Here is a 25,493-nt window from a genome sequence, read left to right as displayed (position 1 = left end):
CCTTTTGGAAAGCTTTTACAGCAAAAAGATACGGAATTTGATTGAAAACTTATCAGCTTATTCACTTCGCTTTCAGTAGTCCACGCCGTTCTTGAGGTCCACGCCCTATTTCGGAGGCTATTAACCTCCACTTGTCGCCGTCGTGACAAGAGGCGATCGCCAACGAGGCAAGTGCGGGAAGGAATATCAGAGGCGTTGCTGGGTGCTGCTCTCCGATTGAGCGCTGAGATGGCCGGATGATGAGTCCGCTTAGCGATGACAGCTCTCTTCTCGGGTGACCTTGGCGCCATCTGAGAGCTTGGCGGTGCGGAGGTGAAGGATCGACCTGTTGCCTGATCGATCTGCACAGGAATGACTTGCGTGACCGGTGGGTTGATCAGCGATATGGATGCACAGCTGGATAGGGTCCAAACAATTTAGGTTCAACTCAGCCATGTACAAGAACTCGATCCTTCAGAAGACCTGGAAGGTCATCACGTGGCGGTGGCGGCTGCAGCTGGCCATCAACGCACCCTTTGGACTCCTGTGGGTGGTAGACAAGACCAACCCAGCGGTGCATGCCTTTGACATGTCAGTGCTCGCAGCACTTCATGCCGAGTGGTTGGCTCCAATGATGGGGATCGCTTGAGAGCTAACCCCACAACAACGGGTGACCCAGATCTGGGTGGCAGTCATCGGGCTGAAGCAGCAATAACCCAGCATTGCCTTCCCGGAAAAAGAACGCGATCCTGCGAATGAGTCATTGGTTGCTGTCTGATGTTCATCACTGTTTTTGGTCAGAAAGGGGGTGTCGCCAAAACGTGTAGCAGCGTTCACATCGCAGCAAGTTGGAGTCATCGCCAAAAACGGGTCGTCCTGGTTGATGCCGACCGAAATCGATCGGCCACTGCCTACGGAGCCAGAGGACTCTTGCCTTGCCCAGTTGTGCCGATTGAAGCAGCAGCAAAAGCCACTCGATCAGCAGAGATCGTAGTCACAGATGGACAAGCGAGCACCAACGAAGAAGAGATGAAGAATTTGGTAGAGGGTGCTGACTTCGTTTTGCTGCCTACGACTACACAAAGTCGATCAGTCGAATTGACAATTGAGATGGCACAGACGATCAATCAATACAAGATCCCATATGCCGCACTTCTTGTAAAAGTTGACTCACGTAAAGGAGCTGCTGCCAAAAGCGCTAAAGAATGTCTTGAAGGATTCGACATAAATGTTCTTGATGCACAGATTCCGTTGCTAAGTGCATTTGAGCAAGCAGAAACAGAAGGAGTCACTGTTGATCAGGCAATTGACAGCCGTGGGCGAGCTAATCCACGCCGGATGATGGGCTGGACTGCATATAGCTCGGCCTGTAAAGAAATCGAAGATTTATACGAAGAGCACAAAAAGCTAAATCCAATCCAGTCACCAATTGGATGGGATTTCACACCCTTGGAACAACGTATGGCTGCCTGAACTAACGATTTGCTTGGCTGGCCTCAGCCAATGGTGATTTAAAGATTTCCGCATACAAACTCTACAAAAACCTTGTCAAGATCTCAATAGTCCACACCCCGCTTAAGGTCCACACCCTGCTCGGCGTAGTGCTTGTGGCAGACCATTTCAGAGTGAATGCTGGCCAGATCGAAATAGGCCGGTTGGTTCTTGCAGCGTCCGGTGATGATCACTTCAGTTTCCGTCGGTTTGCGCAGCAGGGTCTGCACGATCGGCTCCTCCGGCAGCAGCTCCAGATCCACCGTTGGATTGAGCTCATCGAGGATCACCGTTTTGTACAGCCCGCTTGAGATGGCAGCGCGGGCGATCTCCCAGGCCCGTTCCGCCTCCACGTAATCGATCGGTTCCTGCTGGCCGCGCCAGACGATGGCATCACGGCCGGAACGGAGGTGATCCACCAGATGGGGATAGCTGTCCCGCAGGGCCGCGATGGCGGCGTCCTCGGTGTAGCCGCTGCCCCCTTTCAGCCACTGCAGGATCAGCACCCGGTGGCTCTTGTCCTGGCTGATGCCGCGGCCAATCGCCTGCAGCGCCTTGCCGAGGGCGCTGGTGGATTTGCCCTTGCCCTCGCCGGTGTAGATCTCAATGCCGCTGCTCATGTTGAGCGGGATCACCCGCTCCTCTTCCAGCCCCGGCCGCCGGTGCGCCCGCATCTCGGAATGCAGATCCGCCACCCGCACCAGCGGTGCCGGTGCCGCACGGCCGGTCACGATGATTTCCATGCCCTCGGGTCGCTGCCTGAGGGTGTTGACCACGTCCTCCACATCCAGCAACCCCAGATCCAGCACGGGGTTGAGTTCATCCAGCACCACCACCGAGTACAACGCGCTGGCGATGGCCCCTTTGGCGATCACCCAGCCACGCTGGGCTTCCTCCCGGTCGAAGCGGGTGGCCTCATCGGCGGTGAAGTGATCGGCCCGGCCCGTGCGCAGATGGTCGATCAGATGGGGGAATCCCTGCTGGAGGGCTTCGATGGCAGCATCTTCGTCGTAGGCCCGGCCGGGGCCCTTGAGGAAGCGCAGCAGCAGCACCCGGGTGCGTCGCTGCTCACAGATGCCCAACCCGATGGTGCGCAGCACCACCCCCAGCGCGGCCTGGCTCTTGCCTTTGCCCTCACCGTCGTAGATGTGCAGCTGACCATGGCTGCGCTCGCGGCTGTCCGCCGCCGTCACGATGCCGATGCTTCGGGGCATGGTCCCGGCTCTTACCGTTGGAGCCTACCGAGATCGCCCGGGTTGTTCTGCTGATGTTCCGGCTGCAGGAATCTTTGCCGCCCCGGGAGGCCGATCTGCTTCAGCAGTTGCGCAGCTGGCTGGCGTCACAGGAGGCCCTGTGCGTGGCCTATTCCGGTGGTGTGGACAGCACCCTGGTGGCGGCGATCGCCCATGAGCAGAAGGGGGATTCTGCAGTTGCGGTGACCGGGGTGTCGCCGGCTCTGGCCCCCCATCTGTTGCAGGAAGCGCGGGCTCAGGCGCAGTGGATCGGCATCCGCCATCAGGAGTGTTCAACCCGCGAGCTCAACGATCCCGACTACAGCAGCAATCCCACCGACCGCTGTTTTGCCTGCAAGCGGGAGTTGCATCACCACCTCCAGCCCATCGCGGCCGCCGCCGGTGGGGCGTTGGTGGTGGATGGGGTGAATCTGGATGACCTGGGTGACCATCGCCCCGGCATCGAGGCGGCCCGGCAGGCCGGGGTGCGCTCGCCCTTGGCGGAGTTGGCGATCGATAAGGCCGCGATCCGTCAGCTGTCGTCAGCCCTTGGCTTCCCCTGGTGGGACAAGCCGGCCCAGCCCTGCCTCGCATCCCGTTTTCCCTACGGCGAGAGCATCAGTGCCGAGCGGCTCAAGCGGGTCGGCCAGGCGGAAGCCTGGCTGCTGGATCGAGGTTTTCCCAGGGTGAGGGTGCGCAGTCAGGGCCTCTCGGCTCGCATCGAGGTGCCCCAGGATCGACTGGATGATCTGCTGGCTCTCAACGCAAAGGAACCCCTGGTCAGCAGCCTGCTGGATATGGGGTTCACCTCCGTCAGCCTGGATCTGGAGGGCCTGGTGAGCGGCAAGCTCAACCGCAGCCTCTGATCAGCTGGGCAGCTGGATTGGTTCACGCACGGTGCTGGCCACAGCCGCCGGTGTTTCCCGCAGGAAGCTCCTCAGGGCATGGCGCTGGGCCCGCAGTTCATCCCGCAGTACGGCGCAGGCCTGTTCCGGCATCGTGTGGTCACCGCAGGTGAACACATCGACGGCGGCATAACCGCTCTCGGGCCAGGTGTGGATGGATATGTGCGATTCCGCCAGCAGGGCCAGTCCCGTGACGCCCTGGGGCTCGAAGCTGTGGGTGGTCAGATTGAGAAGGGTTGCACCAGCACGTTTCGCTGCTGTCGTGATGGTGGTTCTCAGGAATGCTTCGTCGTCGAGCCGGGCAGGATCGCAGTCGTAGAGCTCGAGAATGCAGTGTTTGCCGACCATGTCGGTGGCTTGCAACTGGGTGTCCCCCCATCCCGGGTTGGGATGCAGGTCAGACAGGGTCTGCTCCATCAGGCGATCAGAGAAAAACAGCACACCAGATTATCCGATCTTCACCCCTGGACTCAGGTCTCCTGGATTGAGAATCTGTGAGTGCTCCCGCCATCCCCCTTCGAAGCCATTCAGGTGGGTGGCGCTCACCAGGCATTGATGCTCCTGCCCCACCGCCTCCAGCAGCAGGTGCTGACGGGTGGGGTCCAGTTCCGCCAGCACATCGTCCAGCAGCAATAGCGGCGGTTCTCCGAACAGCTGCGTCACCAGCTCCAGTTCCGCCAGTTTCAGGCCGAGCACCAGGGAGCGTTGCTGACCCGCTGAACCAAAGCGCCGGGCCGGTGTGCCTCCCAGCAGCAGGGCGACTTCATCGCGATGGGGCCCCACCCGGCAGCTGCCCAGCCGTTCCTCCTCCGGCCGTTGCCGCCGCAGCTGCTCTTCAATGGCCAGTCGCCATGGCTCCTCAGCCTCCTCGGCATCGAGGCGACTTCCAGGTTGGTACTGCAGGTCCAGCTCCTCGCTCCCGGCACTCAGGTGCGACTGCCAGCGGCGAGCGATCGGTGCCAGGCGCCGCAGGGCCCGTTGGCGGCGGCGGTGAATGCGCGTGCTCACCAGGGCCATCTGGGCATCAAAGGCATCCAGCAGGGCGTCCCGCTGGCTCGGGCTGGTCTGCCCGCTGCGACGCCAGAGCTGGCTGCGTTGGCGCAGCAGCCGGTTGTAGCGGCTGAGCAGATCGGCGTAGACAGGTTCCAGCTGGAGCACCACCCGGTCGAGCCACTGACGACGCAGGGATGGTTCCCCCCGCACCAGCTCCAGATCGAGGGCGCTGAACCCGATGCAGCGCAGCGGGCCGATCAGATCCAGTTGGCGGTCCAGGGTCTTGCCGTTGCGTCGGGCCTGACGTCCTCCCTGGCGACGCAGTTCCAGCTCCAGCTGATCGCCATCGTCCAGTCCGGCCCGCAGCAGAGCCCGGGGTGCTTCCCACTGGATCAGGTCACGGTCCTGGCTGCAGCGATGGGACCGCAGGCTGCCCAGCAGCTCCACCGCCTCCAGAAGATTCGATTTGCCGATGCCGTTGGGGCCGATCACCAGCAACCGGGGCTGGGTCAGCTCCAGCGACAGTTGCCTGTGGTTCCGAAACCCCTGCAGCTGGAGCGTTTGGAGCCGGATGGGTCGCGGGGCGGCGTTTGGGTAAGGTACTGATAACGGGCCGGCCTGTCGGGCGGTCTCCTGCTGATCCCTCACTGAGGCCAGTGGGCATGTAGCTCAGTTGGATAGAGCATCAGATTCCGGTTCTGAGGGTCGGGGGTTCGAATCCCTCCATGCTCGTGTTCAGTCAGTTCCAGAGGTTGGTTTCAGCCTCAATCCCATGGCCCGGATGCCACTGGGATCAATCACGAAACCCTGGCCCTTCAGGGCATCGATTGACATGGCTGGTGCCGAGACCGACAGGCTGCAGCCGGGCAGGTCCCGCCGCAGGATGTTCAGGGCCCGATGCATCAGCACGGTCAGCAGCCGGGCCTGATCAGGACCCGGGCGGGCGGCAAGATTCCACAGATTGGCATTGAGGGCCATGTCGCTGGTGGCGCGTACGAAACCCACCAGCTCCCCAGTGGATTCTTCGAGGATGCTGATCTGCCACAGGCTCCGTTCCATCGCCTTGGGCCAGAGCGCTTCCGGGTGAGTGGATTCCTGGCAGGACGCCAGCAACCGATTAATGGCCGCCGGCTCTGGCATCAGGCCGGTTTCGAGGCGGTAGCCCTCGGGAAGTTGAGGAACACTGGGCTGCTGAAGGAACGAAAGCAAGGGATCAGCCGGTGTTGCGCATGCCGGCGGCAATGCCGTTGAGGGTGAGCAGTGCGCCCCTCAACAGTTCACTGCGGCTGTAGGTGCGACGGTCCTCCGGTGTTCCAGGGGATTCGCTCATGGGAGGTTGACGGTTCTGATCCCGCAGTCGCCGCAGCAGGGCCACCTGCAGGAAGCCCAGGGGAACAATCGTGCGGTTGCGCAGATCCACCGACAGCTGCAGGTTCTGATCCGCCCCCAGCAGCCGGCTCTGGCCGGTGATTTCGAGCACCAGCTTCAGGGTGCGTGCGTATTCGTCGGCGATCACGTTGAAGATGTCTTCAAAGGCATCGCGCTGCTCCGGATTGCCAAGGCTGTTCATGTAGTGGTGCGCCAGGTCGAGATCGACCTTGGAGAGCGTCATCTCCACCTTGGAGATCAGCATCCGGAAGAACGGCCAGCGCTGATGCAGCCGCCTGAGCAGGTCCAGTTGCTCGGGGTCGTTGTTGACTTCCTCCGCCAGGGCTGTCCCCACACCGAACCAGCTCGGCAGCAGGAACCGGCTTTGGGTCCAGCCGAACACCCAGGGGATCGCCCGGAGACTGGAGAGATCCCGGGCCCCGGTCTTGCGGCGGGCCGGACGACTGGAGATCTGAAGCTTGCTGATCTCCTCGATCGGGGTGACCTGCTGGAAAAACGCCACCAGATCAGGGTTGTCATGCACCAAGGCGCGGTAATGCTCACGGGATCGCTTGGCCACGCGGCTCATTAACTGGTTCCAGCTCGGGGTGGCATCCAGCTGATTGGTCACCAAGCTGTTCTGCACCACCGCCGTCGTGACGGTCTCCAGGTTGTAAAGGGCGAGTTCCGGCAGGCTGTATTTGGAGGCCAGCACCTCACCCTGTTCCGTGATCTTGATTCGCCCCTGCAGCGTGCCGCTGGGCTGGGCCAGGATCGCCTGGTAGGCCGGACCGCCGCCGCGGCTCACCGAACCGCCCCGGCCATGGAACAGTCTCAGGGCCACGCCGTGGTTGCTGGCCAACGTCTGCAGGGCGATCTGGGCCTGATGAATCTCCCAGTTGCTGGAGAGGAAACCCGAGTCCTTGTTGCTGTCGGAATAACCGAGCATCAGCTCCTGCAGGGGCTGGCGCTGGACGCCAACGTTGGGAAGAAGATTGCGATACAGCGGCGCCTGGAACAGCCCCTTCATCACCGCCGGGGCCCGCTGGAGGTCTTCCACCGTTTCGAACAGGGGCACGACCAGCAGCGATGCCTTGCCGGCCAGCGGATCCACCAGGCCGACCTCTTTCGCCAGCAGCATCACCTCCAGAAGATCGGAGGCGGTGTGGCTCATCGAGATCACGTAGGAGTGACAGATGCGCTGACCGAACTCCTGCTGCAGGCGATGCAGCATCTGGAACACGGCGAAGGTCTGGGCGGTGGCTTCAGACCACTGCACCGATGCTGGGATCAGTGGTCGGCGGGTCTGCAGTTCCTCCATCAGCCAGCTCACCCGCTCGGGTTCCTCCATGGCGCCGTAGGCCTTGGGCAGCTGCAGATGGGTGGTCAGCTCATCGATGGCGTCACTGTGACGGGTGCTCTCCTGCCGGATGTCCAGGCTGGCCAGGGAGAACCCGAAGATGTGGACCTGATTCAGCAGGGTGTCGAGCTGTTCGCAGCTCAGCTCGGTGCTGACGAGGCTGTTGCGGATCAGTTCAAGGTCGCTGCGGAACTGATCGATGTCCGTGTAGTGCAGCGCTTCATGGCCGGGGATTCCCTCGGTGGGAGTCGTGGTGGCGGGTTCGGACGGAGACTGCCAGCCAGCCTCGGACATCTGGTGGTTGCGCTGCAGTGTGAGCTCCAGCCGTTCGAGGATGTAGCTGAGCTTGAGTCGGTAGGGCTCCAGCCGATAGCGGGCGGCCCGGCGCTCATAGATCTCCGGGAAGCGCAGCCGATCCATCTCCAGCGACTCCAGCAGTGGTGGTGCCACCTGGCTCCACTGCATTGAGATGCTCAGCTGGTTGCGCAGGGATTGCACGGAGCCGATGTAGAGCTCCAGCATCAGCTGGCGCTGATAACAGGCGGTTCGCCAGGTGATCTCAGGGGTCACCGAAGGATTGCCGTCCCGGTCGGACCCCACCCAGGACCCGAAGGTGCAGAAGGATGCCTGGGGGAACTGCACATCGGGATAGTGCCGGCTCAGGGACGACATCAGCCGCCGCCGCAGCTGTGGCATCGCTTCGAACAGCACCTGCTGGAAGTAGTGCAGGGTTGAGTCGACCTCATCCAGCACCGTCGGTTTGAACTGGTGCAGCTCGTCGGTGCGCCACCAGAGGCGGATCTCCTCCTCCAGCTGGCGTCGCAGTTCCTCCTCGTCGTAGCGGGGCAATGCCGGCTCCGACTGGAGCCGCTGCAGCAGGGACGCCACCTTCCGCTGCTTGTGACGCACGGTGTGACGCACGATTTCCGTCGGGTGGGCGGTGAACACCAGACGGATGTCCAGTTCCCGCAGCAGCGTTTCGACCTGTGCAGGAGGCACATTCATCCGCCGTAGCCGTTCGAACACTTCGCCGAAGGTGGCGGGGTCGGTCTGGCTGGCCAGCGGTGGGGCGAAGGGATCAAAGGGGGCCGCGGTCTCCTCGTCCTGGTTGCGGCTCGGGCGAAGGCTGTCGAGGTAGCTGTCCTCCTCGATGCGCTGCTCGAGGATGTTGATCAGCTGGAAATACAGGGAGAAGGCACGGGCCGCCGCGATGGCCTCGGAGAGATCCATGCTGCGGATCAGCTCGACGATCGCCTCGCTGCTGCTGTCGCCGTCACGGCCTTCGAGGGCCACTGGATCGCTGAGTTGCTTGAGGCGGAGCAGTCGCTCGCTCTGATCCGGAGGGCACTCACTGCGCAGCACGGTTTGCCACAGGTCTTCCACCAACTCGAGGCGATGCTGCAGCAGGCGGCCGGCTCCAGGGCTGCCACCGCTGGCCCTTGGCTGATCGCCGTCAGGGGCATGGGCGGTGGACTGGGGCATCGACGCTCCGCTTGTTTCAGCACTGCCCATGATCATCCCAAAGTGCCGCTCAAGTGGGCGACGGACTCTTCCTGATCCTTCATGGCACAACTGCCCTGCCGCAGAAGGTCACCGATGCTGCAGCCCTGACTGTTGGCGGCAGTCCACCGCATGGCCTGGTTGCCGGATTCCAGCAGCTTGTCCAGCGGCCTGAGCCGATCGCTGAGTCCGAGGGCGTCGGCCCGGGGGGCGAGTTGCTCCAGGATTTCGGCAATCCAGGTTCGGCTGAGCAGCGGACGGCCGTCCTGCCAGTGATGCAGGGTGGCCTCAAGACTGGTGTGGGCTGCCGCGGCGTCGTTGCTGTCGGCCAGCTCCGCCAGCTCCTTTTCGCTAAGCTGACTGGACAGGAGTGGATCCAGCCGCTGCGGGTGATCACGCAGCTCCAGCAGCCGCAGTTCCAGCCACGCCGTGATCGCCAGCAGTTCCGCCGGGTCCGTGATCAGATCACAGATGCGCAGTTCCAGGCGGTTGAGTTCGTAGGGGCGTCGCGGTCCGTTGGGGCGAACGGAGGTCCAGAGGTGGCGTTCGTTGCGCATCTGGCCATCGGCCAGGCGCTGCTCCACCCACTGTGTGTAGTGCGAATGATCCCGGAACAGCGGCACCTGCTTTGGAGTCAAGGGAAACTGGTGCCAGCGTTGGGAGTGGTGACCCGTCAGCTCACCTCCCAGAAAAGGGGAACTGGCGCTGAGGGAGAGCAGCAGTGCAGCTTCACAGCGCACCAGCCGCACCGCTGCAAACAGCCAGTTCAGATCCGTGATGCCCAGGTTGATGTGGATGCTGGCGGTCACGACCTTGGTGCCATAGGTCGTTTCGATCAGGTCGTGATACGGATTGGTGGGATCCGATCGCTCGAAGCGGCTGCTGTTCCCAAGGCTGAGGGTGCTGCCGGGCAGCAGGGTCAGTCCTAGTGGGGACAGCCATTGGCGCAGCCTGCGGCGGGGTCGCAGCAGAGCCTCCGGCAGATCCTCATAGGCCCTGATCGGTGGAGTGATGTATTCGAGATTGCGGTGGTCCGGTTCGGTGACGAAATCACTGAGATCCCTGGCCACCTCACTGGCCACGCCAACGTTGGTGCCGTCAGGCCGCCCGGTGAACAGCTCGACTTCAAAGCCCTTGAGCAGCAGCCCTTCGCTCATGGGAGCTCTGGGTTGAGGCAGGCCAGGGCCGTGAGCATGCCGCGGGCTTTGTTGAGGGTCTCCTGGTATTCCGCCGTCGGCTTTGAATCGGCCACCACGCCGGCCCCTGCCTGAACCTTCACCCGGCAACCACCGGCGGGGTGCGGTTGAACCACCATGGTGCGGATCGTGATGGCGGTGTTCAGGGCTCCAGCCAGGTCCACCGATCCGTACACACCCGAATAAGGACCTCGGGCATCGGGCTCCAGCTCATGGATCAGCTGCATGGCCCTGATCTTCGGCGCCCCGCTGACGGTTCCGGCGGGAAAGGACGCCATCAGCAGATCCCAGACGTCGTGCTTGGGGGCCAGGCGACCTTCCACCTGGCTGACGATGTGCATCACGTGCGAATACCGCTCGATCACCATCAGGTCCTTCACTGCCACACTGCCCGGCTGGCAGACACGGCCCAGGTCGTTGCGGCCGAGGTCCACCAGCATCACGTGCTCGGCGCGCTCCTTGGGGTCAGCCAGAAGATCCAGCTCCAGGTCGCGGTCCTCGTGGGCTGTGGTGCCGCGCGGACGGGTGCCGGCGATCGGTCTGAGGCTGGCTCGGATGCCTTCCGGGGCTGGGTCGGCCTGCACCATCACCTCAGGGCTGGATCCGATCAGTTGCCAGTCCCCGAAGTCGAAGAAGGCCATGTATGGCGACGGATTGACCATCCGCAGACTTCGGTAGAGCTCCAGCGGTTGCTGGGGGACAACGGTTTCCAGGCGTTGGCTGATCACCAGTTGGAAGACGTCACCCGCTGCGATGTGCTCCCGGGCGGTGTTGACGGCCGCCTCGAAGCGCTCCTGGCTGCTGTTGCTCTTGACATCTGGAAGCTGCTTGGCCTGCGCATCCCAGGGCAGGGGATCAACCAGGGGGAGGGGAGCTTCCATGCGGCGCCGGAGCTCTGCAATCCGCGCCATGGCGGCCTCCCAGGCTGCATTTTCCGATTGGCCCTGGCTGAGATCAGCGAAGGCCACGGCTGTGATCTGGCGCTTCACCTGATCGAAGATCAGAATCGCGTCCATCAGCATCCAGATGCCATCGGGTGGGTCCGAAGGCTGTCTCGGATGCACCGGAACACTGGGTTCAATCCACTGAATCAGCTCGTAGCCCCAGACGCCGTAGAGCTGACCAAGGGGTGGCAGGCCGGGCAGGCTGATGCAGTGATAAGGCTCAAGACAGCTGCGCAGGCTGTCGAAGGGGTTGCCGTTGAATGTGTCCTCGCGGCCATCACGCCAGCATCGCTTCAGGCAGTCGTTGCGGGCTGATGCGGTCCACAGCGGGTCACAGGCAATCACGCTCCATCGTCCGAGGGTCTCGCCTCCCTCGACAGACTCAAGCAGTACCCCTGGAGCGTGATCAGCTCCGACCTTGATCCAGGCCGTTAAAGGGGTTTCGAGATCCGCTGGCCAGCTCTGGGCCAACGGAATCAGATTGGCACCGTTGGCTGCGGCCTCGTGAAAGGCGACGCGATCAGGACTGAGCATGACGGCATCTTCGCAGCCCCGCCCCAGGCAGGGGCGGCATCAGCGGGTTGATCAGGCGTCGTAGGTGTTGCGACCGCTGAACTTGATGTTCGAAGGATTCACGTTTTCGCCGATGCGACGGGGGTTGTGACCCACCATCGGGCGACCTTCGTTCACTTTCTCGGAGAACACACCATCCTTGGGATGCAGGAATTCGGTGTCACCGCCGGGGAAGATGCGGTAGATCTTGTAGTCCTCGATCCGTGGCTTGAACTTGGTCCGCAGCTGGGTTCCGAGGGCAAGGCACTGCTCCTTGCGGGCGAAATACATGATGTTTTCGCCGGAGTTCATCATGGCCGCACCACCTGTTGGCAGTTCAAAGGCCTGAGCACTGTTGCTGGTCCAGGTGATCGCGTATTTCTCTTCTGTTTCAGCGGCATTAAGCAGACCACCGGTGCTGCCGATGAACTGAGGAAGCTGACCATTCAACGCCGATGCTGTCATGGCTGCGGTAATCCAGACGGTCCGTTACGACTGGAAAGTAGCACCGTGGTTGGGGCCTGATTTAACGGTCGAAAGCAACCTTCACACCTGTCAACAAAGTGCTTCAACTTTTCAGGAAGGAGGTGTGGCCACGGGGAAGAACACCGTGAGATCCCGGTCGCGTCGCGCGTGATATCTCCCCCCCAGGCTGGCCATCAGCTGACGGGTGGCGGCCTGACTGAGCTGAAGACTGCCGGTGGCTGGATCCCAGCTGAGAACCGTGCCCACCTGTTCGGTGTTTGAGGTCGATGTGGTCGACACCGGTCCGTCCTCCATCTGCACCAGAAGCTGCAGTTTCAGGCGTGCGCCGGCCGGCTGCAGTTCCAACCGCAGTCCGGCCCCGCCGGGCAGTCCCCGGCTCACCCGGTCGATCAGGCCGCCGAGCATGGGTTCCAGCCGCCGCGGGTCGCTGAGCACGTCGGGAAGATCAGGCTGAACCTCCAGGGTGAGGCTCAGTTGGCGACGCTCCAGCTGGTCCCGCCAGGTCGGCTCCAGGCTGCGCAGGATGGAGCCGAGATCGGTTCGGGCCAGCTGGGTTCCCTCCGGTTGGCGCTGCAGTTCGGCGGCATGGAAGATCAGCCCGAAGCGGTCGATCTGTTCACTGCATTCGCCATCGATCTGACGCAGCCGTTTCTGAACCACGGAGGGAAGGTCGTTGCGTCGCAGCAAGGAGCGGATCAGGGTGCGGATCGTCGCCAGGGGCGTGCGCACCTCATGGGTGATGGCCTCCAGCAGGCTGAGGTCCTCGGAGGACCCCTGGTTGTGCTCCGAGCTGGACTGGGTGGGTTGCAGGGTCAGGCTCGGCGCCGTCACGGTGAGCTTTTCCGCCAGTCGCGGCCAGAACTGCTGATCCAGCTGGGGATCGCTGTGCAGTGGACCAAGGGCGGTCAGCTGCGTTTTCAACGCATCGGCCAGCTCCGGGGACTGATCCTGCAAGCGCGCTCCGAACAGGGCCAGGGCATCGCCCAGGGTGTCGTGGTCACAGCGCATCAGCAGCTGACGTCGGTCCGGAGCGCCATGAATGGCCAGAGCCGCCTGGAGGGTGGGTGTGATGACGACCAGCAGGGGGTCCAACCCATCCTCAGGATGCAGAGTCAGCCGGCGGAAGTGCATTCCCTCCTCCCGCTGGCCAGCGCTAGCCGGCAAGGCGGCATTGGATGGACTGAAGCGATCGAGGTTCTTGGGCGCCAGCACCCATCCCTGCAGATGGGCCAGGAGTTCAGGCTCGTAGAGCGCCGGCAGCGGGGAGGCGACCCAGATCCCCTCATCGGCATGGCGATCGAGCAGCTCCTCCTGAAGAATCTCGAGGGCGGCCCACCAGAGTCGGCGCACCCCGGATTCATCGCAGGCCCCAGGTCGAATGTTTCGGGCCAGGCGCTGCCGCAGGGCCTGAAGGCTGTTGTCGCTCACCATCGACCCAGCGAGCTGACACGGCTCTGTCGCACCACCGACAGGCAGAGGCCCAGACAGATGAAGTTGACGAGCATCGCCGAGCGCCCGTAGCTGAGGAAGGGCAGGGGAATGCCGGTGATCGGACCGAGTCCGATGGTCATGAAGATGTTCACCACCACCTGAAACATCACCATCGTTCCGATGCCGACGACCACCAGCGATTCGAAATCGCTGCGGGCATGGCGGGCCACCTGCAGCAGGCGCATCATCAGCAAGGCGAAGCCCGTCACCACCAGCACCGTGCCGATGAATCCGGTTTCCTCGCCGAGGGCGCTGAAGATGAAGTCCGTGTGCTGTTCGGGGATGAACCGCAGCTTGGTCAGCTGACCCTGCAGCAGGCCGGTGCCGAACAGCCTTCCGGAGCCGATGCCGACGCTGCTCTGCAGCAGGTGATAACCACCGCCGAGGGGGTCCTGGGACGGGTCGAGGAACAGCACGAGGCGATCGCGTTGATAGTCCTTGAGACCGTTCATCCACAGCCAGGGGGTGACCACGGCCATCACGGAATGAATGGCCACGGTGATGGCCGCGGCCATCCGGCTCCAGGGCAGGCTCCGGAACGCCAGCGCTGCCATCAGCGGGATCCAGACCGCCATGCCCCAGGGCAGCAGCCCCGACAGCAGCGCCGTCACCAGGGGGGACAGCAGCAGCACCACCCACTCGATCGGCATGCCCGACCAATAGAGCATCGTGAGCATCAAGGCTCCGAAGACCAGTGATGTGCCCAGGTCCGGCTGGATGAACACCAGCAGCCAGGGGATGGAAATCACTCCCAGGGGCCGCAGCAGATCCACGGGGCGCTCCACCGGGTGACGGGCGAGAACGGCGCCCAGCAGCAGGATGGCCGCGATCTTGGCGAACTCGGACGGCTGAACATTGACCGGACCAATGCTGATCCAGCGCTGTGCCCCCAGGGCTGTGGTGCCCACCAGCCGCACGGCGACCAGGCTGAGAACCGTGAGGCCGTAAACCGGGATCAGCAGCGGCCGAAGCCGCTGCAGTGGCAGACGCGCCAGGGCCAGGGCGATCAAGGCTCCGCCCCCAGCCGTGATCCAGTGGTGATACCAATCGGCGTAGTCCGCCTGCCGCTGGGTGCTGGCGATCAGCACGCCGGCAATGGCCACCATGGCCAGCGGAACGCCCCAGAGGATCCATTCCCTGGATCGATGGCGTCGTCCGCGGCTTGTCGTCATCGTCAGGCCGTCGCGGTGACCTGTTGCAGCACCCGTTGCGCCAGTCCCTGGAATTCCAGGGCACTGGTGGAGTCCGGCCGGCTGATCACGATGGGACGTCCGCTGTCGCCGCCTTCCTGTACCGGCATCTCCATGGGGATCTGGGCCAGAAGCGGAACGTCATAGTCCGCAGCGAGGGTGGCACCTCCACCGCTGCCGAACAGGGCATAGCGCTGCTCGGGGCGGTCCGGCGGAATGAAGGCGCTCATGTTCTCCGCGACGCCGAGCACAGGAATTCCCAGCTGCCGGAACATGGCCAATCCGCGGCGTGCGTCCTGCAGGGAAACCTGCTGCGGTGTGGTCACGATGACAACGCCGGCCATGGGCACGGCCTGCGCCAGGGACAGCTGAGCGTCTCCGGTGCCGGGGGGGAGATCCACCACCAGAACATCCCGTTCACCCCAATCGGCCTGGTAGAGGAACTGACGGATGATGCCGTTCAGCATCGGACCACGCCAAATCACCGGCTGGTGCTCATCAATCAGCAACCCCATGGACACCATGGCGATGCCACAGCTCTCGATCGGCACCATCTGCTGGTTGTCCCCACTGCCGTGCACCTCTGGCGTGCGATCAGCCACCCCGAGCATCGTCGGCGCATTCGGGCCGTAGATGTCGGCATCGAGAAGGCCCACCCGCAGCCCTTGCTGCGCCAGGGCACAGGCCAGATTCACCGCCACGGTGCTCTTGCCGACGCCGCCCTTGCCGCTGCTGACGGCGATCACCTGACGCACCCCTGGAATGGGCTGACGCTCCGCCGGTTGTCCGTGGCCTGCCTGACCGATTCCCCCCTGGCTGGGGGCCTGGCCCAGTTCGATCTGAATATCGTCGATGCCGTTCAAGTTCAACAACGCCTGTCGGGATTCCTCGGCAATCCGTTCCCGCTGCCCCTGAGCAAAACCAGGCAGGGCGAGTCGGAACACCACCCGGGCCCCCTCCACGCGGATCTGGTCAATCCAGCCGAGTTCCGTGACGGCACGACCGCTGCCCGCATCCTGGATCTGAGCAAGAACGCCGTTGATCTGCTCGACCGAAACCATCTGGTTGTGCTGCTGCGGGCTGGATCCTAGGTGCGTCCTCCCGTGACAGTCCCTGACGGAGTGTTGTCTTGGGCTGGCTTCGCCTGTTTAGGTTCAGCGATCGATTGGTCTGGCTTCATGGTTCGCTCCCTGGTTCGACGCCTGCTTGGCCGCCCGCAGGGCCATGGACCTGCACTGGAGCTGCCACCCGAGGATTCACGGGCCCGCGCTCGGGCGATGGTGATGGGGTTGCAGGACGAGATCTGCGCTGGTCTCGAGTCTCTCGATGGGGAAGGGAGATTCGTTGAAGAAAGTTGGGAGCGGCCTGAGGGTGGTGGTGGCCGGTCCAGGGTGATGCGTGAGGGCCGGGTCTTCGAGCAGGGCGGCGTCAACTTCTCGGAAGTGCAGGGCCAGGAGCTGCCACCGTCGATCCTCAAGCAGCGCCCTGAGGCCAAGGGGCATCCCTGGTTCGCCACCGGCACCTCGATGGTGCTGCATCCGCGCAATCCATACATCCCCACGGTTCACCTCAACTACCGCTATTTCGAGGCCGGCCCGGTGTGGTGGTTCGGCGGTGGGGCTGATCTCACGCCCTACTACCCCTTTCTGGAGGATGCCCGCCACTTTCATCGCACCCATCAGGCGGCCTGCGATTCGGTGCATCCAGACCTGCACAAGGTGTTCAAGCCCTGGTGCGATGAGTACTTCTTCCTGAAGCACCGTGGAGAGACCCGGGGCGTCGGTGGAATCTTCTACGACTATCAGGATTCCAGCGGTGTGCTCTACAAGGGGCAGGACCCCTCAGGTCCAGCCGCCGGGGTGTCGGCACAGCTGGGGGCGCGCCCCCTGGGCTGGGAACAGCTGTTCGCCCTCGGTCAGGCCAACGGCCGGGCTTTCCTGCCGTCCTATGCGCCGATCGTGGAGAAGCGTCATCCCATGGCCTACGGCGATCGCGAGCGTCAGTTCCAGCTCTATCGCCGCGGCCGTTACGTGGAGTTCAACCTGGTCTGGGACCGAGGCACGATCTTCGGACTTCAGACCAACGGGCGCACCGAGTCGATCCTGATGTCACTGCCGCCCCTGGTGCGCTGGGAGTACGGCTACACGGCCGATGCGGGCTCCAGAGAGGCGTTGCTGACGGAGCTGTTCACCAAACCCCAGGACTGGTTGGGGGATGCATCCCTGGAGGATCGCTGCCGTCCCCACGGCGCCATCAACTGACCCCCTGAACCAGGGCGTTCACCACCCGCTCGGCGATGCAGTTCAGGGTCTGAGGGCGGGTGTTGGGGGCACGCAGCTTGTCCTCCAGCGGCGGCTCCAGCATCGCGATCTCGAGAATGCCGATGCCACGACGGGGACCGCCGAGGCCGCCCCGGAAGAGGCGGGGGAACCGACCGAAGGCCTGGGCAAGGCTCTCGTCCACGGCATTGAGAGGTCGATTGATTGCCGGGATCAAGCCTGATCCGAAGCCGTGGGGCCGGTAGGCGTCGAAGTGGATTTCCAGGATGTACTCGCCGCGGGCTGAACGTTTCTTGGCCTGGGACCAGTTGGTTCGTGGGTCCTCGTCGTTGCGGATGGTGAGGGCCGGCGGTGTGTAAGCGCTGATGTTGAGCCCCCGGGCTTGCCCCAGCCGCACCACGGCCTTCTGCACCTGCAGATTCCAGTACAGCTCGTCCCGCATGCGGGGATCCATCGGCGCTTGACGCCGCTTGTCCACGGCGAAACCCGGAGTTCCGGCACTGGCCATGCCCTGGGAATCGGCATGGCCGGCCATCACCACGATGGGGAGATCGGGCTTGACCGCACCCCGCCCGACCCAGCGACCCGGCATGCGGGTGCGAGGTCCCAAAAGGGGATCAGGGTTGCCGGTGGCAGTGCATTGCGCTTCTGGAACGTTCTGGACCTGTTGGGCTGTCGTGGCGGGGCACAGCAACAGCGTCAACGCCAGCCCCCCGAGGCCGAGATGTGTGGCGAGGCGTTGCTGGTGACTGCAGTCGTGCCAGGGCATGCTTCGGATCAAATCGGAGACGAGAGCAGCGAGCCGTCACTGGAGAGTTCGAGTGTGTCGGCCAGTTCCAGCTCGATGGCGATCAACTCATCGCGGTGAGCACGCAGTCGAACGGTGACGCCGTCGTTTTCAAGCTCCTGCAGCAATTGCAGTTCCAGCGCTTCGGTGCGGGCGGCCCGCCGGCTGTAGACAACCCCGGCCACAGGGCCCAGCAGGATCATCAGCAGCGGCCACCAGCTGAGCTGGGGAGCCAGCTGGCGCAGCACCAGGCCGAAACAGGTGCCACCGATGGCGGCCAGAACGGACAACAGCACAGCCAGTGGGCGGCTGGAGGCCACCGCCCCCTGGAAACGCAGCACCTGCCGTTCAGCGTCGCCTCCGTTCCGGCTCCAGCCCCGTTGCTCCAGCCACTCGCTGAGGCCGCTCAGCACCTCCAGGGCCGGCTTGGGGGAGTGCACATCCACCACGGTGGTTCGATCCTTGCTGGCGGCGCGCAGGAAAAACACCAGGCCAATCGCCAGCAGGACGGTCAGCAGCAGGGTCGATTGAAAGCCCGCAGGCATGAACCAGCACTCAGGTTGGACTGTTCTAAGCCGTCTTTGCTTGCGTCAGTTCAACACCAGACGGTGAGAGTCCAGCCAGCTGTGCCATGGGGACATCAGCTGTTCAGCCTGATGTCTGGCTTCCGGCATCAGGTGCAGCATCCGGCGGGGGCGACCACGGCTGGGGCAGCGCTGGGTGTATGTGCTGATGGAGCCCTGCTGCTCCAGGAAATCCAAGGCCTGCTGGAGCACGGTCTCCGAGAGGCGCAGTTGGGGCTCCTCCCGCATCAGTTTCTGCAGCAGCGCGGAGGGATAGTTGTCGTCCTTCAGCAGGCACTCGAGCACCCAGCACACTGCCAGCTCCAGGTCCAGGAACTGTGGTGGTGGCTGGCGGAAATACTGCTCGATATCGGCCAAGCAGGTTCTGGACGGCTTGCGGCGGGAAAACACAGCAACAGGTGCACTGAATCCATCAAAGGCGATCTCATTTTGAGATTCAAGAGGGAATTTCATGGGCCTCTCGCCAGGCTCGCCTCGGGACCCCGCCAGCCACACTGAAATGGATGACTGCGATTGCCCATGGCCGACCCGCTTCCCGCTCCCGCTGAATTCACCGTCTTCGATGGCGATCTGGATGCGGAATGGACCGAGCGATACCTGCGCATGCCCGCCCTTGCCGTGGACACCGAGGCCATGGGTCTGATCCATGGTCGAGATCGCCTCTGCCTGGTTCAGATCGCTGATGCCGACGATCGGGTCTCCTGCGTTCGGATCGGCCTTGGTCAGACATCAGCGCCGAACCTGCAGCGGCTCCTGGAGGCCAGCTCCGTGGAGAAGGTCTTCCACTTCGCCCGATTCGATGTGGCAGCGCTGGCCAGCGGACTCGGCATTGCGGTCAGCCCCATCTTCTGCACCAAGGTGGGCAGCCGTCTCGGACGGACCTACACCCCTCGCCATGGCTTGAAAGACCTGGTGATGGAGCTGGTCGGCGTTGAGCTGGACAAGGGGGCCCAGAGCAGTGACTGGGGCCGGGTGGATGAACTCAGCGATGTGCAGCTGGCCTACGCCGCCAATGACGTGCGCTATCTGCTCCCGGCTCGTCAGAAACTGGAAGCCATGCTGCGTCGTGAGGGGCGCTGGGATCTGGCGAAGCGCTGCTTCGGGTGCATTCCAGTGATCGCGGATCTGGATCGGATGCGCTTCAACCAGACCTTCGAGCACTGAGCAAAGAGTCAGTCCTCCAGAATGAAGTTGCCGTCTCCTTCGCTCGAACTCAGCAGCGAGGTCAAGCGGTCGGCACTGCCCTCGTCATCGCTCTCGAGGGCAGCGAGCATGGATTGGGCCATGGCCCGTCGTCCCTCCAGGTCACGCTTGCCCTCCCGAGCTGCCGCCTGATCCACCTGGCGCCTGGCACTGGCCAGGCTGATGCTGAGTCGGCTGGCCAATTGGGCGCAGAGCTTGACGTATGCGGAGTCCTGAATGGCAGCCATGGTTCCCAGCGGCGGTCCTTCAGTATCCGTGCAGCCGTTCCAGGATCAACGCAGCGAGGCGGGCGCTCCCCCCTGGAGGCCCCATCCGTCGTTGGCCGATCCGGCCCAGATGCTCCCGCAGCTCCGGATTGTCCAGCAGCTGCTGCAGCCGTTGGTGGAGCTCCTCCGGCGAGCCGCAGGGGTGAACGGCTCCCCCCAGCAGACGGCTCTGCCGCCGTGCGAAAGGCCATTGAAATTGCGGGCCTGCCCCCGGCAATGACAGGGCCGGAATCCCCAGTCCCACCAGTTGCTCCGTGGCGGTGCCGGCGGTGGCGACGCCAGCTTCCGCCCAGCCGGCCCAGGTGTGGAAACATTTCACGCCGATCAGCACCAGCAGCGCTCCCCTCACCCAGCAGGCCGCAGCATCGAGCTGGTCGGAGGGAGGCAGGCCGCGGCGGAACTGCTGATCGCGAAGGATCGCTTCGAGTTGATCCAGGCTGGGTTGACTGCCAATAGCAACGAGAACCGCAATCGGCTGGTCGACCTTCATCCTGCTGACGCCGTCCAGCAACCGGCGGAAGTTTCGAACGGCTTCCGGTACACGGCTTCCACACAGCAGCAGGACCCGCCTGCAGCGTCCGAGGCTGGCGGGAACAGCAGCTTTAGCCAGGCCATCCATCATCGGGTTGCCGGGTGCCAGGGCTCTGATGCGATGACGTTGCAGTCCGCGGGCGGTCAGTCCGTCGCGCATGGCCACCAGCCGGCAGCGGGCCGCACGCATCAGCATCCATTCCCATGGATCCCATTCGCTGCCCTTGAGCCTGTGGTAGCGATCGCTGGGGCTCCGTCCGGGGCCGCTGCGCCAGGTGTAGTCGCTCTTCGGTGTGCCGATGAACCCGTACCGGGCTCCACTGCTCCAGACCATCAGCAGGGGCAGGAGATCGCCGATTGCCAGCAGCCTCAGGCCGGCGCGAGCCCGCTGGCCGATCAAGCGCCACTGCTGCCAGCTGAGCCAGGGGAGGCCGGCTTTGAGGTCTGCCAGCAGTCCGGTGATGCTTTGGTTGCTGAACCCTCCACTGGGGAGAGCGGCCGCCGGACCGATCCGTTGCAGCCAGCCGTTCTCAATCGCCTTGTCAAACACGCGCCCCTGACCGACAAGCGGAAGCACTTCCAGCTTCAGGGCGGGGCACTGGGCATGGACTTGTTCCAGCACCCTCAGCGCGATAAAATCTTCCCCGTGGCCGTTGCAGACCACCAGCAATCCGGCTCCGTTGTGGCTGATACGATCGCCTGATGGGAACGGCCGTTCCCGATCGGCGGCATGGCCAAGTGGTAAGGCAGAGGATTGCAAATCCTTTATCCCCAGTTCGAATCTGGGTGCCGCCTTCGATCGATTGTCAAAGCCTGGCCTCCACGCTCAGTTGCAGTCCATCACGGGATTGACTTTGGCAGCTGAGGCGGCCATCGCTGATCGTGCACTGCCCGATGGAGGGGCGATTGGTCGGTACACCGATGGGCAGGCCGCGCTGATCAAAGGACACCCAGGAACTGCTGCTGATCTGTCCGCTCCAGGTGGTGGCGGCGAGCCGGCAGCGGCCGCTCTGACAGTTCAAAATCGGATCGCCGGAGCCGGGACCCGTCACGAAGGTCAGCTGAACCGTTCTGTTCGGTTCGTTCGTGCTGACGCCGAAGAAGCGAATGCGCAGCCCGATGGAGCTGGTTTGCATCAGTTGCAGCCGTTGACAGCCCATGGACCGCTGCGCATGGGTGATGCGACAGTCGGACAGACCCGTGTCGAATCGGCCGAAGCGTTGGTCACCTGGAGTGTCACTGCTGGCCACGTTGACGTTCATCAGTACCAGCAGGAGCGGCAGAAGCATCAGTAGTCGCTGTCGGCCACGCACATGCCGAGGCAGCGGATGCCGTTGCTGGCCGTGCGCCGGCAGTGCTGGCAAAGAATGCGTTCCTCGGAAAGGTCCGTCGATTCCGACGGCACTGGATTGGCCTTGGGCATGGAGTTGGCCGTCAGAGGGTCAGCCATGGGATTGAGTCGATGGGGCGATCATGACGGGCAGAGGAGGGGACCCGTTGAACGGCATCGGATTCGGTACTTGGGCGTGGGGCAATCAATTGCTGTGGGGCTACGAGGCCGAACGGGATGATGGCCGTCTGGAGGAGACCTTTCGCCAGGCCCTCTCCTCAGGTCTTGACCTGATCGATACGGCTGACTCCTACGGCACCGGGCGACTCGATGGACGCAGTGAGCAGCTGTTGGGGCAGTTCGCAGCACGTCTTCCGGCGACGCGTCGGGACCAGTTGTGTATTGCCACCAAACTGGCGCCGTTCCCCTGGAGGCTCGGACGACGGGGCCTTGATCAGGCGCTTCAGGCCAGTCGACAACGACTTCAGGGTCATCTGCGACGGGTGCAGCTGCACTGGAGCACAGCGCGCTACGCCCCCTGGCAGGAGGTGCAGCTTCTCGATGGTCTGGCGGATCGCGTTCTCGATGGCTCCGTCGCCGAAGTCGGTGTGTCCAACATCGGCCCGAAACGGTTGGCCTGGATGCATGAACGGCTGGCGCAGCGTGGGGTCCCTTTGCGCAGTGTGCAGGTGCAGTACTCTCTTCTCTCTCCGGGGGATGCCAAGGCTGATGCGTTACGGCAGCTCTGTCATGAGCGCGGTGTGGAGGTGCTGGCTTACAGCCCCCTGGCCTTTGGTGTGCTGACCCTGTCGCCCAAGGCGGAGCGTCGATCAGGAACCTTTCTGCGTCGGCAGTTGTTCAACAGGTTGATGCCCGCCAGCCGGAACCTCCGCACCGTCGTTGCCGCCATTGCCGCAACCCGCAACGTATCGATGGCTCAGGTGGCACTCAACTGGTGCCGAGCTCAGGGGACCAAGCCGATTCCAGGCGTCAGAACCCCCGAACAAGCCAGGGATGTTGCCGGAGCCCTCGGTTGGTCCCTGAGGCCTGAAGAGATCGAACAACTGACGGAGGCTCGCGGGCAGTGCGCGGTGCGCACCCCGTCCAACCCCTTCCAGAGCGCGTAGGTCCTCAGGCTTCTGCGATGTTGTCCGGAGCCGGACTCACCACAACGGGGAGGCTGTTGGCTGGGGCGTCGCCCCGCAGGGGAATCACGTTTTCGCGGACCGGAGCAGGCACCGGGGCTGCCGCTGCCTGGCTCTCCTCGCAGGCTTTGAGCGCCTCCTGGAGCAGTGAATCGAATGTGGTGCCCGGCAGACGGTGCCGTGCGACCTCCAGGAACGTCCGGGGGAGGGATTCTCCGGCCGCGGACCGCAGGGCCGGGTTGTTGCTGCGGAGTTGCTTCTCCTCCTCGATCGCGCGCAGGAAGCGCAGGGTGACGTCGCGCTTTGTGGACGCCTTGATCAGCGTGTCCCGGTCCTGGGGTCCCTGGTCGAGACTCTGTTCAAGTTCATGAATTCGACGCTCGAGGCTGTCGAGAACCTCCTGAGCCTCTTTGCCGATGTGAGCCAGTTGTCCGTCGGAGAGGTCGGGCAAATCTGCCACGTAGACCTTGCCGTGATCCCTGAGGGTCAGGAATGTGGGACGAGGGGACTGCCTGTGGCCGTTGGATCGTTCATGGGCTGGAGCAATCGGACGCCTGGGAGGAGTCGGTCCAGCAGAGGATCGTCTGCGCGTGGTGCGCTGAGGTCTATCAAGTGGCATGTCGTTTAAGCCGATGTATCGACGCTGCGTCCGGAGGCAACTCCGGTCTGCTTGATGAGATCTTAAACGGATCTTTCCCTTGTTCCCAGTGTTTCCGAAGATTCTTTCGGAGTTTGATGCAATTGCCCGCTAGTCCGGGAGGCCGATCACTCCGTCTTCAGGGTTGCCCTTCACGATGCTGCCGATCGGCCAGGCCTGCAGCTGTTGGGCACGACAGGTTTCAATCGCCAGGTTGGTTTGGTCCTCCGGCACTACAAGACAGAATCCAACTCCGAGATTGAAGGTGTGCCAGAGGGCTCGCTCTGGAATGTCACCAGCGTGTTGAAGCCAATCGAACAGGGAGGGGGGAGCCCAGCTGGATGGATTCACCTGGGCGCGGCATCCCTCCGGCAGGCAGCGGGGGAGGTTTTCCGGAAGTCCACCACCGGTGATGTGAGCCATGGCATGGATGGCAACGTTGCTGCTGAGGAGCTGCAGCACCAGTGAGGCGTAGAGCTGGGTGGGCCTCAGAAGGTCATCGATCAGAGGGCGCTGATCCGGTCCATATCGGGTGGATCGATCCGCAGCCGCCTGTTCAAGCACCCGGCGCACCAGGCTGAAGCCGTTGCTGTGAACACCACTGCTGGCCACACCGATCACTGCGTCCCCGGTCTGCACCTGTCGTCCATCAATCAGCTCACTTTCTTCAACGACGGCGACGCAGAAACCCGCCAGGTCGTAACGACCAGCTGGGTAGAACCCAGGCATTTCGGCGGTTTCGCCGCCGAGCAGGGAGCAGCCGCTCTGCCGGCAGCCGTCGGCAATTCCCTCGACGACCTCCGCCATGGCCTCAGGACTCAGCGCGCCTGTGGCCATGTAATCCAGAAAAAACAGGGGCTGTGCGCCGGAGGTGATGACGTCGTTCACGCACATCGCCACCAGGTCGATCCCAACGTTGTGGTGAGCGTGATGGTCCTGCGCCAACTCGAGTTTGGTGCCGACACCGTCTGTACCTGAAACCAACAGGGGCTGTCGCAGACCCGCCGGCAGCCGCATCATTCCGCCGAAGCCGCCCAGTCCACCGATCACCTCCGGGCGATGTGTTGCTTCAACGGAGGACTTGATCCGTTGAACAAAGGCCCGACCGGCCTCGACGTCCACGCCAGCACTCTTGTAGTCCATGGGCTGAAGGAGCTGTATTGATCCTGCAACTCCGGCGACCCATGGTCGGCTGAAGAGCCGGATCAACAGAACATCAGTTTCGCTGATGACTGAATCAAGCCTGATTGATGTCCCTGGTGGGGTTGGGTCTTGGTCTCGCTTGTGACCGGCAGGGGCTTCTGATGGCGTCCAGATGTCCTGTGTCGGTTGCTGGATTGGTGCCTGCTGTTGTGTTTGTTGTGAACTTCTTAGCTTTTCGATGTTTTGAAGTTGAGGTCTGCGCATTCCCGAGGTTCGTCTTCGAGAATTCGTCGATCGCTTGTCATGCGAGTCGTTCTTACCCTCCTTGGTCTGTGCGGGGCAATCTCAGCCAGTGCGGCGCTGTTCCCTGTTGTCGCTCAGGATTTTGAGGATCAGGACGGGTTCGATCCCCTGGATCCCATGGAGCTGTTCGTTGAGTCTGCTGCCGACCTTGAACCCTTTTCGAACCCTGCCTCGGAGCTCAATCTGTCTGTTGAGAACGAGCTCGATCAGGACAGCACCGAAAACCGCAACGTCAACGCCGTTCTGACGCCGGTGGCGGTTCTGCCCGAGCCGAAGCTGAAGTTGGTGCCAGATGTGGTGCGGGTCATCACCGGTGAAGCCAGCTGGTACGGCCCTGGCTTCTACGGGAACTACACGGCGAACGGTGAGATCTACCGCCAGGGCACGATGACGGCCGCCCATCGCACCTTGCCGTTCGGCACCAAAGTGCGGGTGACCAACCTCCGCAATGGACGCTCAGCCGTAATTCGCATCAACGACCGCGGGCCCTTTGTGGATCACCGCGTGATTGATCTGGGGCACGGAGCGGCCTCCAGCCTGGGATTGATCAGTTCCGGTATCGCCCAGGTGAAGCTCGAGGTGCTGCGCTGACCGCCTT

General features: G+C 63.2%; 27 protein-coding genes and 2 tRNA genes. 9 read left to right on the top strand and 20 right to left on the bottom strand.

Going from position 1 to position 25,493, the window contains the following annotated elements:
• The first annotated feature begins 433 nt into the window (after nt 1-433).
• Nucleotides 434-628 (top strand): hypothetical protein, encoded by a 195-nt coding sequence (locus SynA1528_RS10615; RefSeq protein ID WP_186586712.1) that lies wholly within the window; start codon nt 434-436, stop codon nt 626-628.
• Between the two features lie 128 nt (nt 629-756).
• Entirely contained in the window at nt 757-1,452 is a 696-nt protein-coding gene (locus tag SynA1528_RS10610) for a nucleotide-binding protein (RefSeq protein ID WP_186586711.1), read from the top strand.
• Between the two features lie 83 nt (nt 1,453-1,535).
• On the opposite strand, the gene SynA1528_RS10605 is transcribed toward SynA1528_RS10610, so the two are convergent.
• The gene (locus SynA1528_RS10605) at nt 1,536-2,684 is read right to left on the bottom strand and encodes a cob(I)yrinic acid a,c-diamide adenosyltransferase (RefSeq protein WP_186586710.1); all 1,149 of its coding nucleotides are present in this window, start codon (nt 2,682-2,684) and stop codon (nt 1,536-1,538) included.
• A gap of 53 nt (nt 2,685-2,737) precedes the next feature.
• Here SynA1528_RS10605 and larE point away from each other — a divergent pair, with 53 nt between their 5' ends.
• The gene (gene larE, locus SynA1528_RS10600) at nt 2,738-3,568 is read left to right on the top strand and encodes an ATP-dependent sacrificial sulfur transferase LarE (protein WP_186588404.1); all 831 of its coding nucleotides are present in this window, start codon (nt 2,738-2,740) and stop codon (nt 3,566-3,568) included.
• On the opposite strand, the gene speD is transcribed toward larE, so the two are convergent.
• Both speD and recF read right to left on the bottom strand, forming a co-directional pair.
• The gene (speD, locus tag SynA1528_RS10595) at nt 3,569-4,024 is read right to left on the bottom strand and encodes an adenosylmethionine decarboxylase (protein ID WP_186586709.1); all 456 of its coding nucleotides are present in this window, start codon (nt 4,022-4,024) and stop codon (nt 3,569-3,571) included.
• Nucleotides 4,025-4,054: 30 nt separating this feature from the next.
• Nucleotides 4,055-5,173, bottom strand: coding sequence for a DNA replication/repair protein RecF (gene recF, locus SynA1528_RS10590; RefSeq protein WP_186588403.1), 1,119 nt, complete (start codon nt 5,171-5,173; stop codon nt 4,055-4,057).
• 85 nt (nt 5,174-5,258) lie between these two features.
• Between recF and SynA1528_RS10585 the strand changes: the two genes are divergently transcribed.
• Nucleotides 5,259-5,332: transfer RNA gene (locus SynA1528_RS10585), tRNA-Arg, on the top strand.
• 3 nt (nt 5,333-5,335) lie between these two features.
• Here the strand turns inward: SynA1528_RS10585 and SynA1528_RS10580 are convergent.
• The 8 genes from SynA1528_RS10580 to SynA1528_RS10545 all read right to left on the bottom strand — a co-directional run bounded on the left by SynA1528_RS10580 (nt 5,336) and on the right by SynA1528_RS10545 (nt 15,748).
• Nucleotides 5,336-5,809 carry an N-acetyltransferase gene (locus SynA1528_RS10580; RefSeq protein WP_186586708.1) on the bottom strand — a complete coding sequence of 158 codons (474 nt, stop codon included), beginning with the start codon at nt 5,807-5,809 and terminating at the stop codon, nt 5,336-5,338.
• Nucleotides 5,810-5,813: 4 nt separating this feature from the next.
• Entirely contained in the window at nt 5,814-8,846 is a 3,033-nt protein-coding gene (gene ppc / locus SynA1528_RS10575) for a phosphoenolpyruvate carboxylase (RefSeq protein ID WP_186586707.1), read from the bottom strand.
• Nucleotides 8,843-9,985 (bottom strand): glutamate--cysteine ligase, encoded by a 1,143-nt coding sequence (gshA, locus tag SynA1528_RS10570; protein ID WP_186586706.1) that lies wholly within the window; start codon nt 9,983-9,985, stop codon nt 8,843-8,845. The genes ppc and gshA overlap by 4 nt, the downstream gene beginning before the upstream one ends.
• Nucleotides 9,982-11,502, bottom strand: a complete 1,521-nt coding sequence (locus tag SynA1528_RS10565) for an anthranilate synthase component I family protein (protein WP_186586705.1) — start codon at nt 11,500-11,502, stop codon at nt 9,982-9,984. Before SynA1528_RS10565 ends, gshA begins: the two co-directional genes overlap by 4 nt.
• 51 nt (nt 11,503-11,553) lie before the next feature.
• Nucleotides 11,554-11,985, bottom strand: a complete 432-nt coding sequence (locus tag SynA1528_RS10560; RefSeq protein WP_186586704.1) for a photosystem I reaction center subunit II PsaD — start codon at nt 11,983-11,985, stop codon at nt 11,554-11,556.
• Between the two features lie 111 nt (nt 11,986-12,096).
• Nucleotides 12,097-13,434 carry an ATP-binding protein gene (locus tag SynA1528_RS10555; RefSeq protein WP_502707750.1) on the bottom strand — a complete coding sequence of 446 codons (1,338 nt, stop codon included), beginning with the start codon at nt 13,432-13,434 and terminating at the stop codon, nt 12,097-12,099.
• Nucleotides 13,431-14,669: a rod shape-determining protein RodA gene (gene rodA, locus SynA1528_RS10550; RefSeq protein ID WP_186586702.1), complete on the bottom strand. Its 1,239-nt coding sequence runs from the start codon at nt 14,667-14,669 to the stop codon at nt 13,431-13,433. Before rodA ends, SynA1528_RS10555 begins: the two co-directional genes overlap by 4 nt.
• Before the next feature lie 2 nt (nt 14,670-14,671).
• Nucleotides 14,672-15,748: an Mrp/NBP35 family ATP-binding protein gene (locus SynA1528_RS10545; RefSeq protein ID WP_186586701.1), complete on the bottom strand. Its 1,077-nt coding sequence runs from the start codon at nt 15,746-15,748 to the stop codon at nt 14,672-14,674.
• 117 nt (nt 15,749-15,865) lie between these two features.
• Between SynA1528_RS10545 and hemF the strand changes: the two genes are divergently transcribed.
• On the top strand, nt 15,866-16,948 hold the full coding sequence (gene hemF, locus SynA1528_RS10540; protein ID WP_186586700.1) for an oxygen-dependent coproporphyrinogen oxidase: 1,083 nt from the start codon (nt 15,866-15,868) through the stop codon (nt 16,946-16,948).
• On the opposite strand, the gene SynA1528_RS10535 is transcribed toward hemF, so the two are convergent.
• From SynA1528_RS10535 to SynA1528_RS10525, 3 genes are read right to left on the bottom strand one after another with little or no spacing between them, the layout of a single operon-like run.
• On the bottom strand, nt 16,941-17,735 hold the full coding sequence (locus SynA1528_RS10535) for an N-acetylmuramoyl-L-alanine amidase (protein ID WP_186586699.1): 795 nt from the start codon (nt 17,733-17,735) through the stop codon (nt 16,941-16,943). The genes hemF and SynA1528_RS10535 overlap by 8 nt on opposite strands.
• Before the next feature lie 8 nt (nt 17,736-17,743).
• Nucleotides 17,744-18,298 carry a cofactor assembly of complex C subunit B gene (locus SynA1528_RS10530; RefSeq protein WP_186586698.1) on the bottom strand — a complete coding sequence of 185 codons (555 nt, stop codon included), beginning with the start codon at nt 18,296-18,298 and terminating at the stop codon, nt 17,744-17,746.
• A gap of 45 nt (nt 18,299-18,343) precedes the next feature.
• The gene (locus tag SynA1528_RS10525; protein WP_186588402.1) at nt 18,344-18,727 is read right to left on the bottom strand and encodes a helix-turn-helix transcriptional regulator; all 384 of its coding nucleotides are present in this window, start codon (nt 18,725-18,727) and stop codon (nt 18,344-18,346) included.
• A gap of 129 nt (nt 18,728-18,856) precedes the next feature.
• Here SynA1528_RS10525 and SynA1528_RS10520 point away from each other — a divergent pair, with 129 nt between their 5' ends.
• Nucleotides 18,857-19,501, top strand: coding sequence for a ribonuclease D (locus SynA1528_RS10520; protein ID WP_186586697.1), 645 nt, complete (start codon nt 18,857-18,859; stop codon nt 19,499-19,501).
• Between the two features lie 8 nt (nt 19,502-19,509).
• Here SynA1528_RS10520 and SynA1528_RS10515 read toward each other — a convergent pair whose 3' ends face one another.
• Entirely contained in the window at nt 19,510-19,767 is a 258-nt protein-coding gene (locus tag SynA1528_RS10515) for a DUF8658 family protein (RefSeq protein ID WP_186586696.1), read from the bottom strand.
• A 19-nt stretch (nt 19,768-19,786) separates the two neighbouring features.
• On the bottom strand, nt 19,787-21,007 hold the full coding sequence (locus tag SynA1528_RS10510; RefSeq protein ID WP_186586695.1) for a lipid-A-disaccharide synthase-related protein: 1,221 nt from the start codon (nt 21,005-21,007) through the stop codon (nt 19,787-19,789).
• Between the two features lie 54 nt (nt 21,008-21,061).
• Here SynA1528_RS10510 and SynA1528_RS10505 point away from each other — a divergent pair.
• Nucleotides 21,062-21,132 (top strand) — tRNA-Cys (locus SynA1528_RS10505).
• Nucleotides 21,133-21,143: 11 nt separating this feature from the next.
• Here the strand turns inward: SynA1528_RS10505 and SynA1528_RS10500 are convergent.
• Both SynA1528_RS10500 and SynA1528_RS10495 read right to left on the bottom strand, forming a co-directional pair.
• Nucleotides 21,144-21,626: a hypothetical protein gene (locus SynA1528_RS10500; RefSeq protein WP_186586694.1), complete on the bottom strand. Its 483-nt coding sequence runs from the start codon at nt 21,624-21,626 to the stop codon at nt 21,144-21,146.
• Nucleotides 21,626-21,760: a DUF8639 family protein gene (locus tag SynA1528_RS10495; protein WP_502707749.1), complete on the bottom strand. Its 135-nt coding sequence runs from the start codon at nt 21,758-21,760 to the stop codon at nt 21,626-21,628. Before SynA1528_RS10495 ends, SynA1528_RS10500 begins: the two co-directional genes overlap by 1 nt.
• A gap of 50 nt (nt 21,761-21,810) precedes the next feature.
• Between SynA1528_RS10495 and SynA1528_RS10490 the strand changes: the two genes are divergently transcribed.
• Entirely contained in the window at nt 21,811-22,794 is a 984-nt protein-coding gene (locus SynA1528_RS10490; protein WP_186586692.1) for an aldo/keto reductase, read from the top strand.
• A gap of 4 nt (nt 22,795-22,798) precedes the next feature.
• Here the strand turns inward: SynA1528_RS10490 and SynA1528_RS10485 are convergent, their stop codons facing one another.
• Nucleotides 22,799-23,431 (bottom strand): DUF8655 family protein, encoded by a 633-nt coding sequence (locus SynA1528_RS10485; protein WP_186586691.1) that lies wholly within the window; start codon nt 23,429-23,431, stop codon nt 22,799-22,801.
• 129 nt (nt 23,432-23,560) lie between these two features.
• Nucleotides 23,561-24,592: a phosphoribosylformylglycinamidine cyclo-ligase gene (gene purM, locus SynA1528_RS10480; protein ID WP_186586690.1), complete on the bottom strand. Its 1,032-nt coding sequence runs from the start codon at nt 24,590-24,592 to the stop codon at nt 23,561-23,563.
• Nucleotides 24,593-24,895: 303 nt separating this feature from the next.
• Here purM and SynA1528_RS10475 point away from each other — a divergent pair, with 303 nt between their 5' ends.
• A complete protein-coding gene (locus SynA1528_RS10475; protein WP_186586689.1) occupies nt 24,896-25,486 on the top strand; it encodes a septal ring lytic transglycosylase RlpA family protein in 591 nt (196 codons plus the stop codon).
• Nucleotides 25,487-25,493: the final 7 nt, after the last annotated feature.

It is taken from the genome of Synechococcus sp. A15-28 (assembly GCF_014280175.1).
In the GTDB taxonomy this organism is placed as follows: Bacteria; Cyanobacteriota; Cyanobacteriia; order PCC-6307; family Cyanobiaceae; genus Parasynechococcus.
This window is presented reverse-complemented; position numbering and strand designations above follow the sequence as displayed.

Excerpts from the sequence above, each read along its gene's own strand:
- SynA1528_RS10610 (WP_186586711.1), top strand. The coding sequence starts at position 757 with ATGTTCATCACTGTTTTTGGTCAGAAAGGGGGTGTCGCCAAAACGTGT.
- SynA1528_RS10500 (WP_186586694.1), bottom strand. The coding sequence starts at position 21,626 with ATGCTTCTGCCGCTCCTGCTGGTACTGATGAACGTCAACGTGGCCAGC.
- SynA1528_RS10515 (WP_186586696.1), bottom strand. The coding sequence starts at position 19,767 with ATGGCTGCCATTCAGGACTCCGCATACGTCAAGCTCTGCGCCCAATTG.
- SynA1528_RS10535 (WP_186586699.1), bottom strand. The coding sequence starts at position 17,735 with ATGCCCTGGCACGACTGCAGTCACCAGCAACGCCTCGCCACACATCTC.
- SynA1528_RS10530 (WP_186586698.1), bottom strand. The coding sequence starts at position 18,298 with ATGCCTGCGGGCTTTCAATCGACCCTGCTGCTGACCGTCCTGCTGGCG.
- purM (WP_186586690.1), bottom strand. The coding sequence starts at position 24,592 with ATGGACTACAAGAGTGCTGGCGTGGACGTCGAGGCCGGTCGGGCCTTT.
- larE (WP_186588404.1), top strand. The coding sequence starts at position 2,738 with ATGTTCCGGCTGCAGGAATCTTTGCCGCCCCGGGAGGCCGATCTGCTT.
- SynA1528_RS10490 (WP_186586692.1), top strand. The coding sequence starts at position 21,811 with ATGACGGGCAGAGGAGGGGACCCGTTGAACGGCATCGGATTCGGTACT.
- hemF (WP_186586700.1), top strand. The coding sequence starts at position 15,866 with ATGGTTCGCTCCCTGGTTCGACGCCTGCTTGGCCGCCCGCAGGGCCAT.
- speD (WP_186586709.1), bottom strand. The coding sequence starts at position 4,024 with ATGGAGCAGACCCTGTCTGACCTGCATCCCAACCCGGGATGGGGGGAC.
- SynA1528_RS10565 (WP_186586705.1), bottom strand. The coding sequence starts at position 11,502 with ATGCTCAGTCCTGATCGCGTCGCCTTTCACGAGGCCGCAGCCAACGGT.
- gshA (WP_186586706.1), bottom strand. The coding sequence starts at position 9,985 with ATGAGCGAAGGGCTGCTGCTCAAGGGCTTTGAAGTCGAGCTGTTCACC.
- SynA1528_RS10605 (WP_186586710.1), bottom strand. The coding sequence starts at position 2,684 with ATGCCCCGAAGCATCGGCATCGTGACGGCGGCGGACAGCCGCGAGCGC.
- SynA1528_RS10485 (WP_186586691.1), bottom strand. The coding sequence starts at position 23,431 with ATGCCACTTGATAGACCTCAGCGCACCACGCGCAGACGATCCTCTGCT.
- SynA1528_RS10615 (WP_186586712.1), top strand. The coding sequence starts at position 434 with ATGTACAAGAACTCGATCCTTCAGAAGACCTGGAAGGTCATCACGTGG.
- SynA1528_RS10475 (WP_186586689.1), top strand. The coding sequence starts at position 24,896 with ATGCGAGTCGTTCTTACCCTCCTTGGTCTGTGCGGGGCAATCTCAGCC.
- SynA1528_RS10560 (WP_186586704.1), bottom strand. The coding sequence starts at position 11,985 with ATGACAGCATCGGCGTTGAATGGTCAGCTTCCTCAGTTCATCGGCAGC.
- SynA1528_RS10545 (WP_186586701.1), bottom strand. The coding sequence starts at position 15,748 with ATGGTTTCGGTCGAGCAGATCAACGGCGTTCTTGCTCAGATCCAGGAT.
- SynA1528_RS10520 (WP_186586697.1), top strand. The coding sequence starts at position 18,857 with ATGGCCGACCCGCTTCCCGCTCCCGCTGAATTCACCGTCTTCGATGGC.
- SynA1528_RS10495 (WP_502707749.1), bottom strand. The coding sequence starts at position 21,760 with ATGCCCAAGGCCAATCCAGTGCCGTCGGAATCGACGGACCTTTCCGAG.
- ppc (WP_186586707.1), bottom strand. The coding sequence starts at position 8,846 with ATGATCATGGGCAGTGCTGAAACAAGCGGAGCGTCGATGCCCCAGTCC.
- rodA (WP_186586702.1), bottom strand. The coding sequence starts at position 14,669 with ATGACGACAAGCCGCGGACGACGCCATCGATCCAGGGAATGGATCCTC.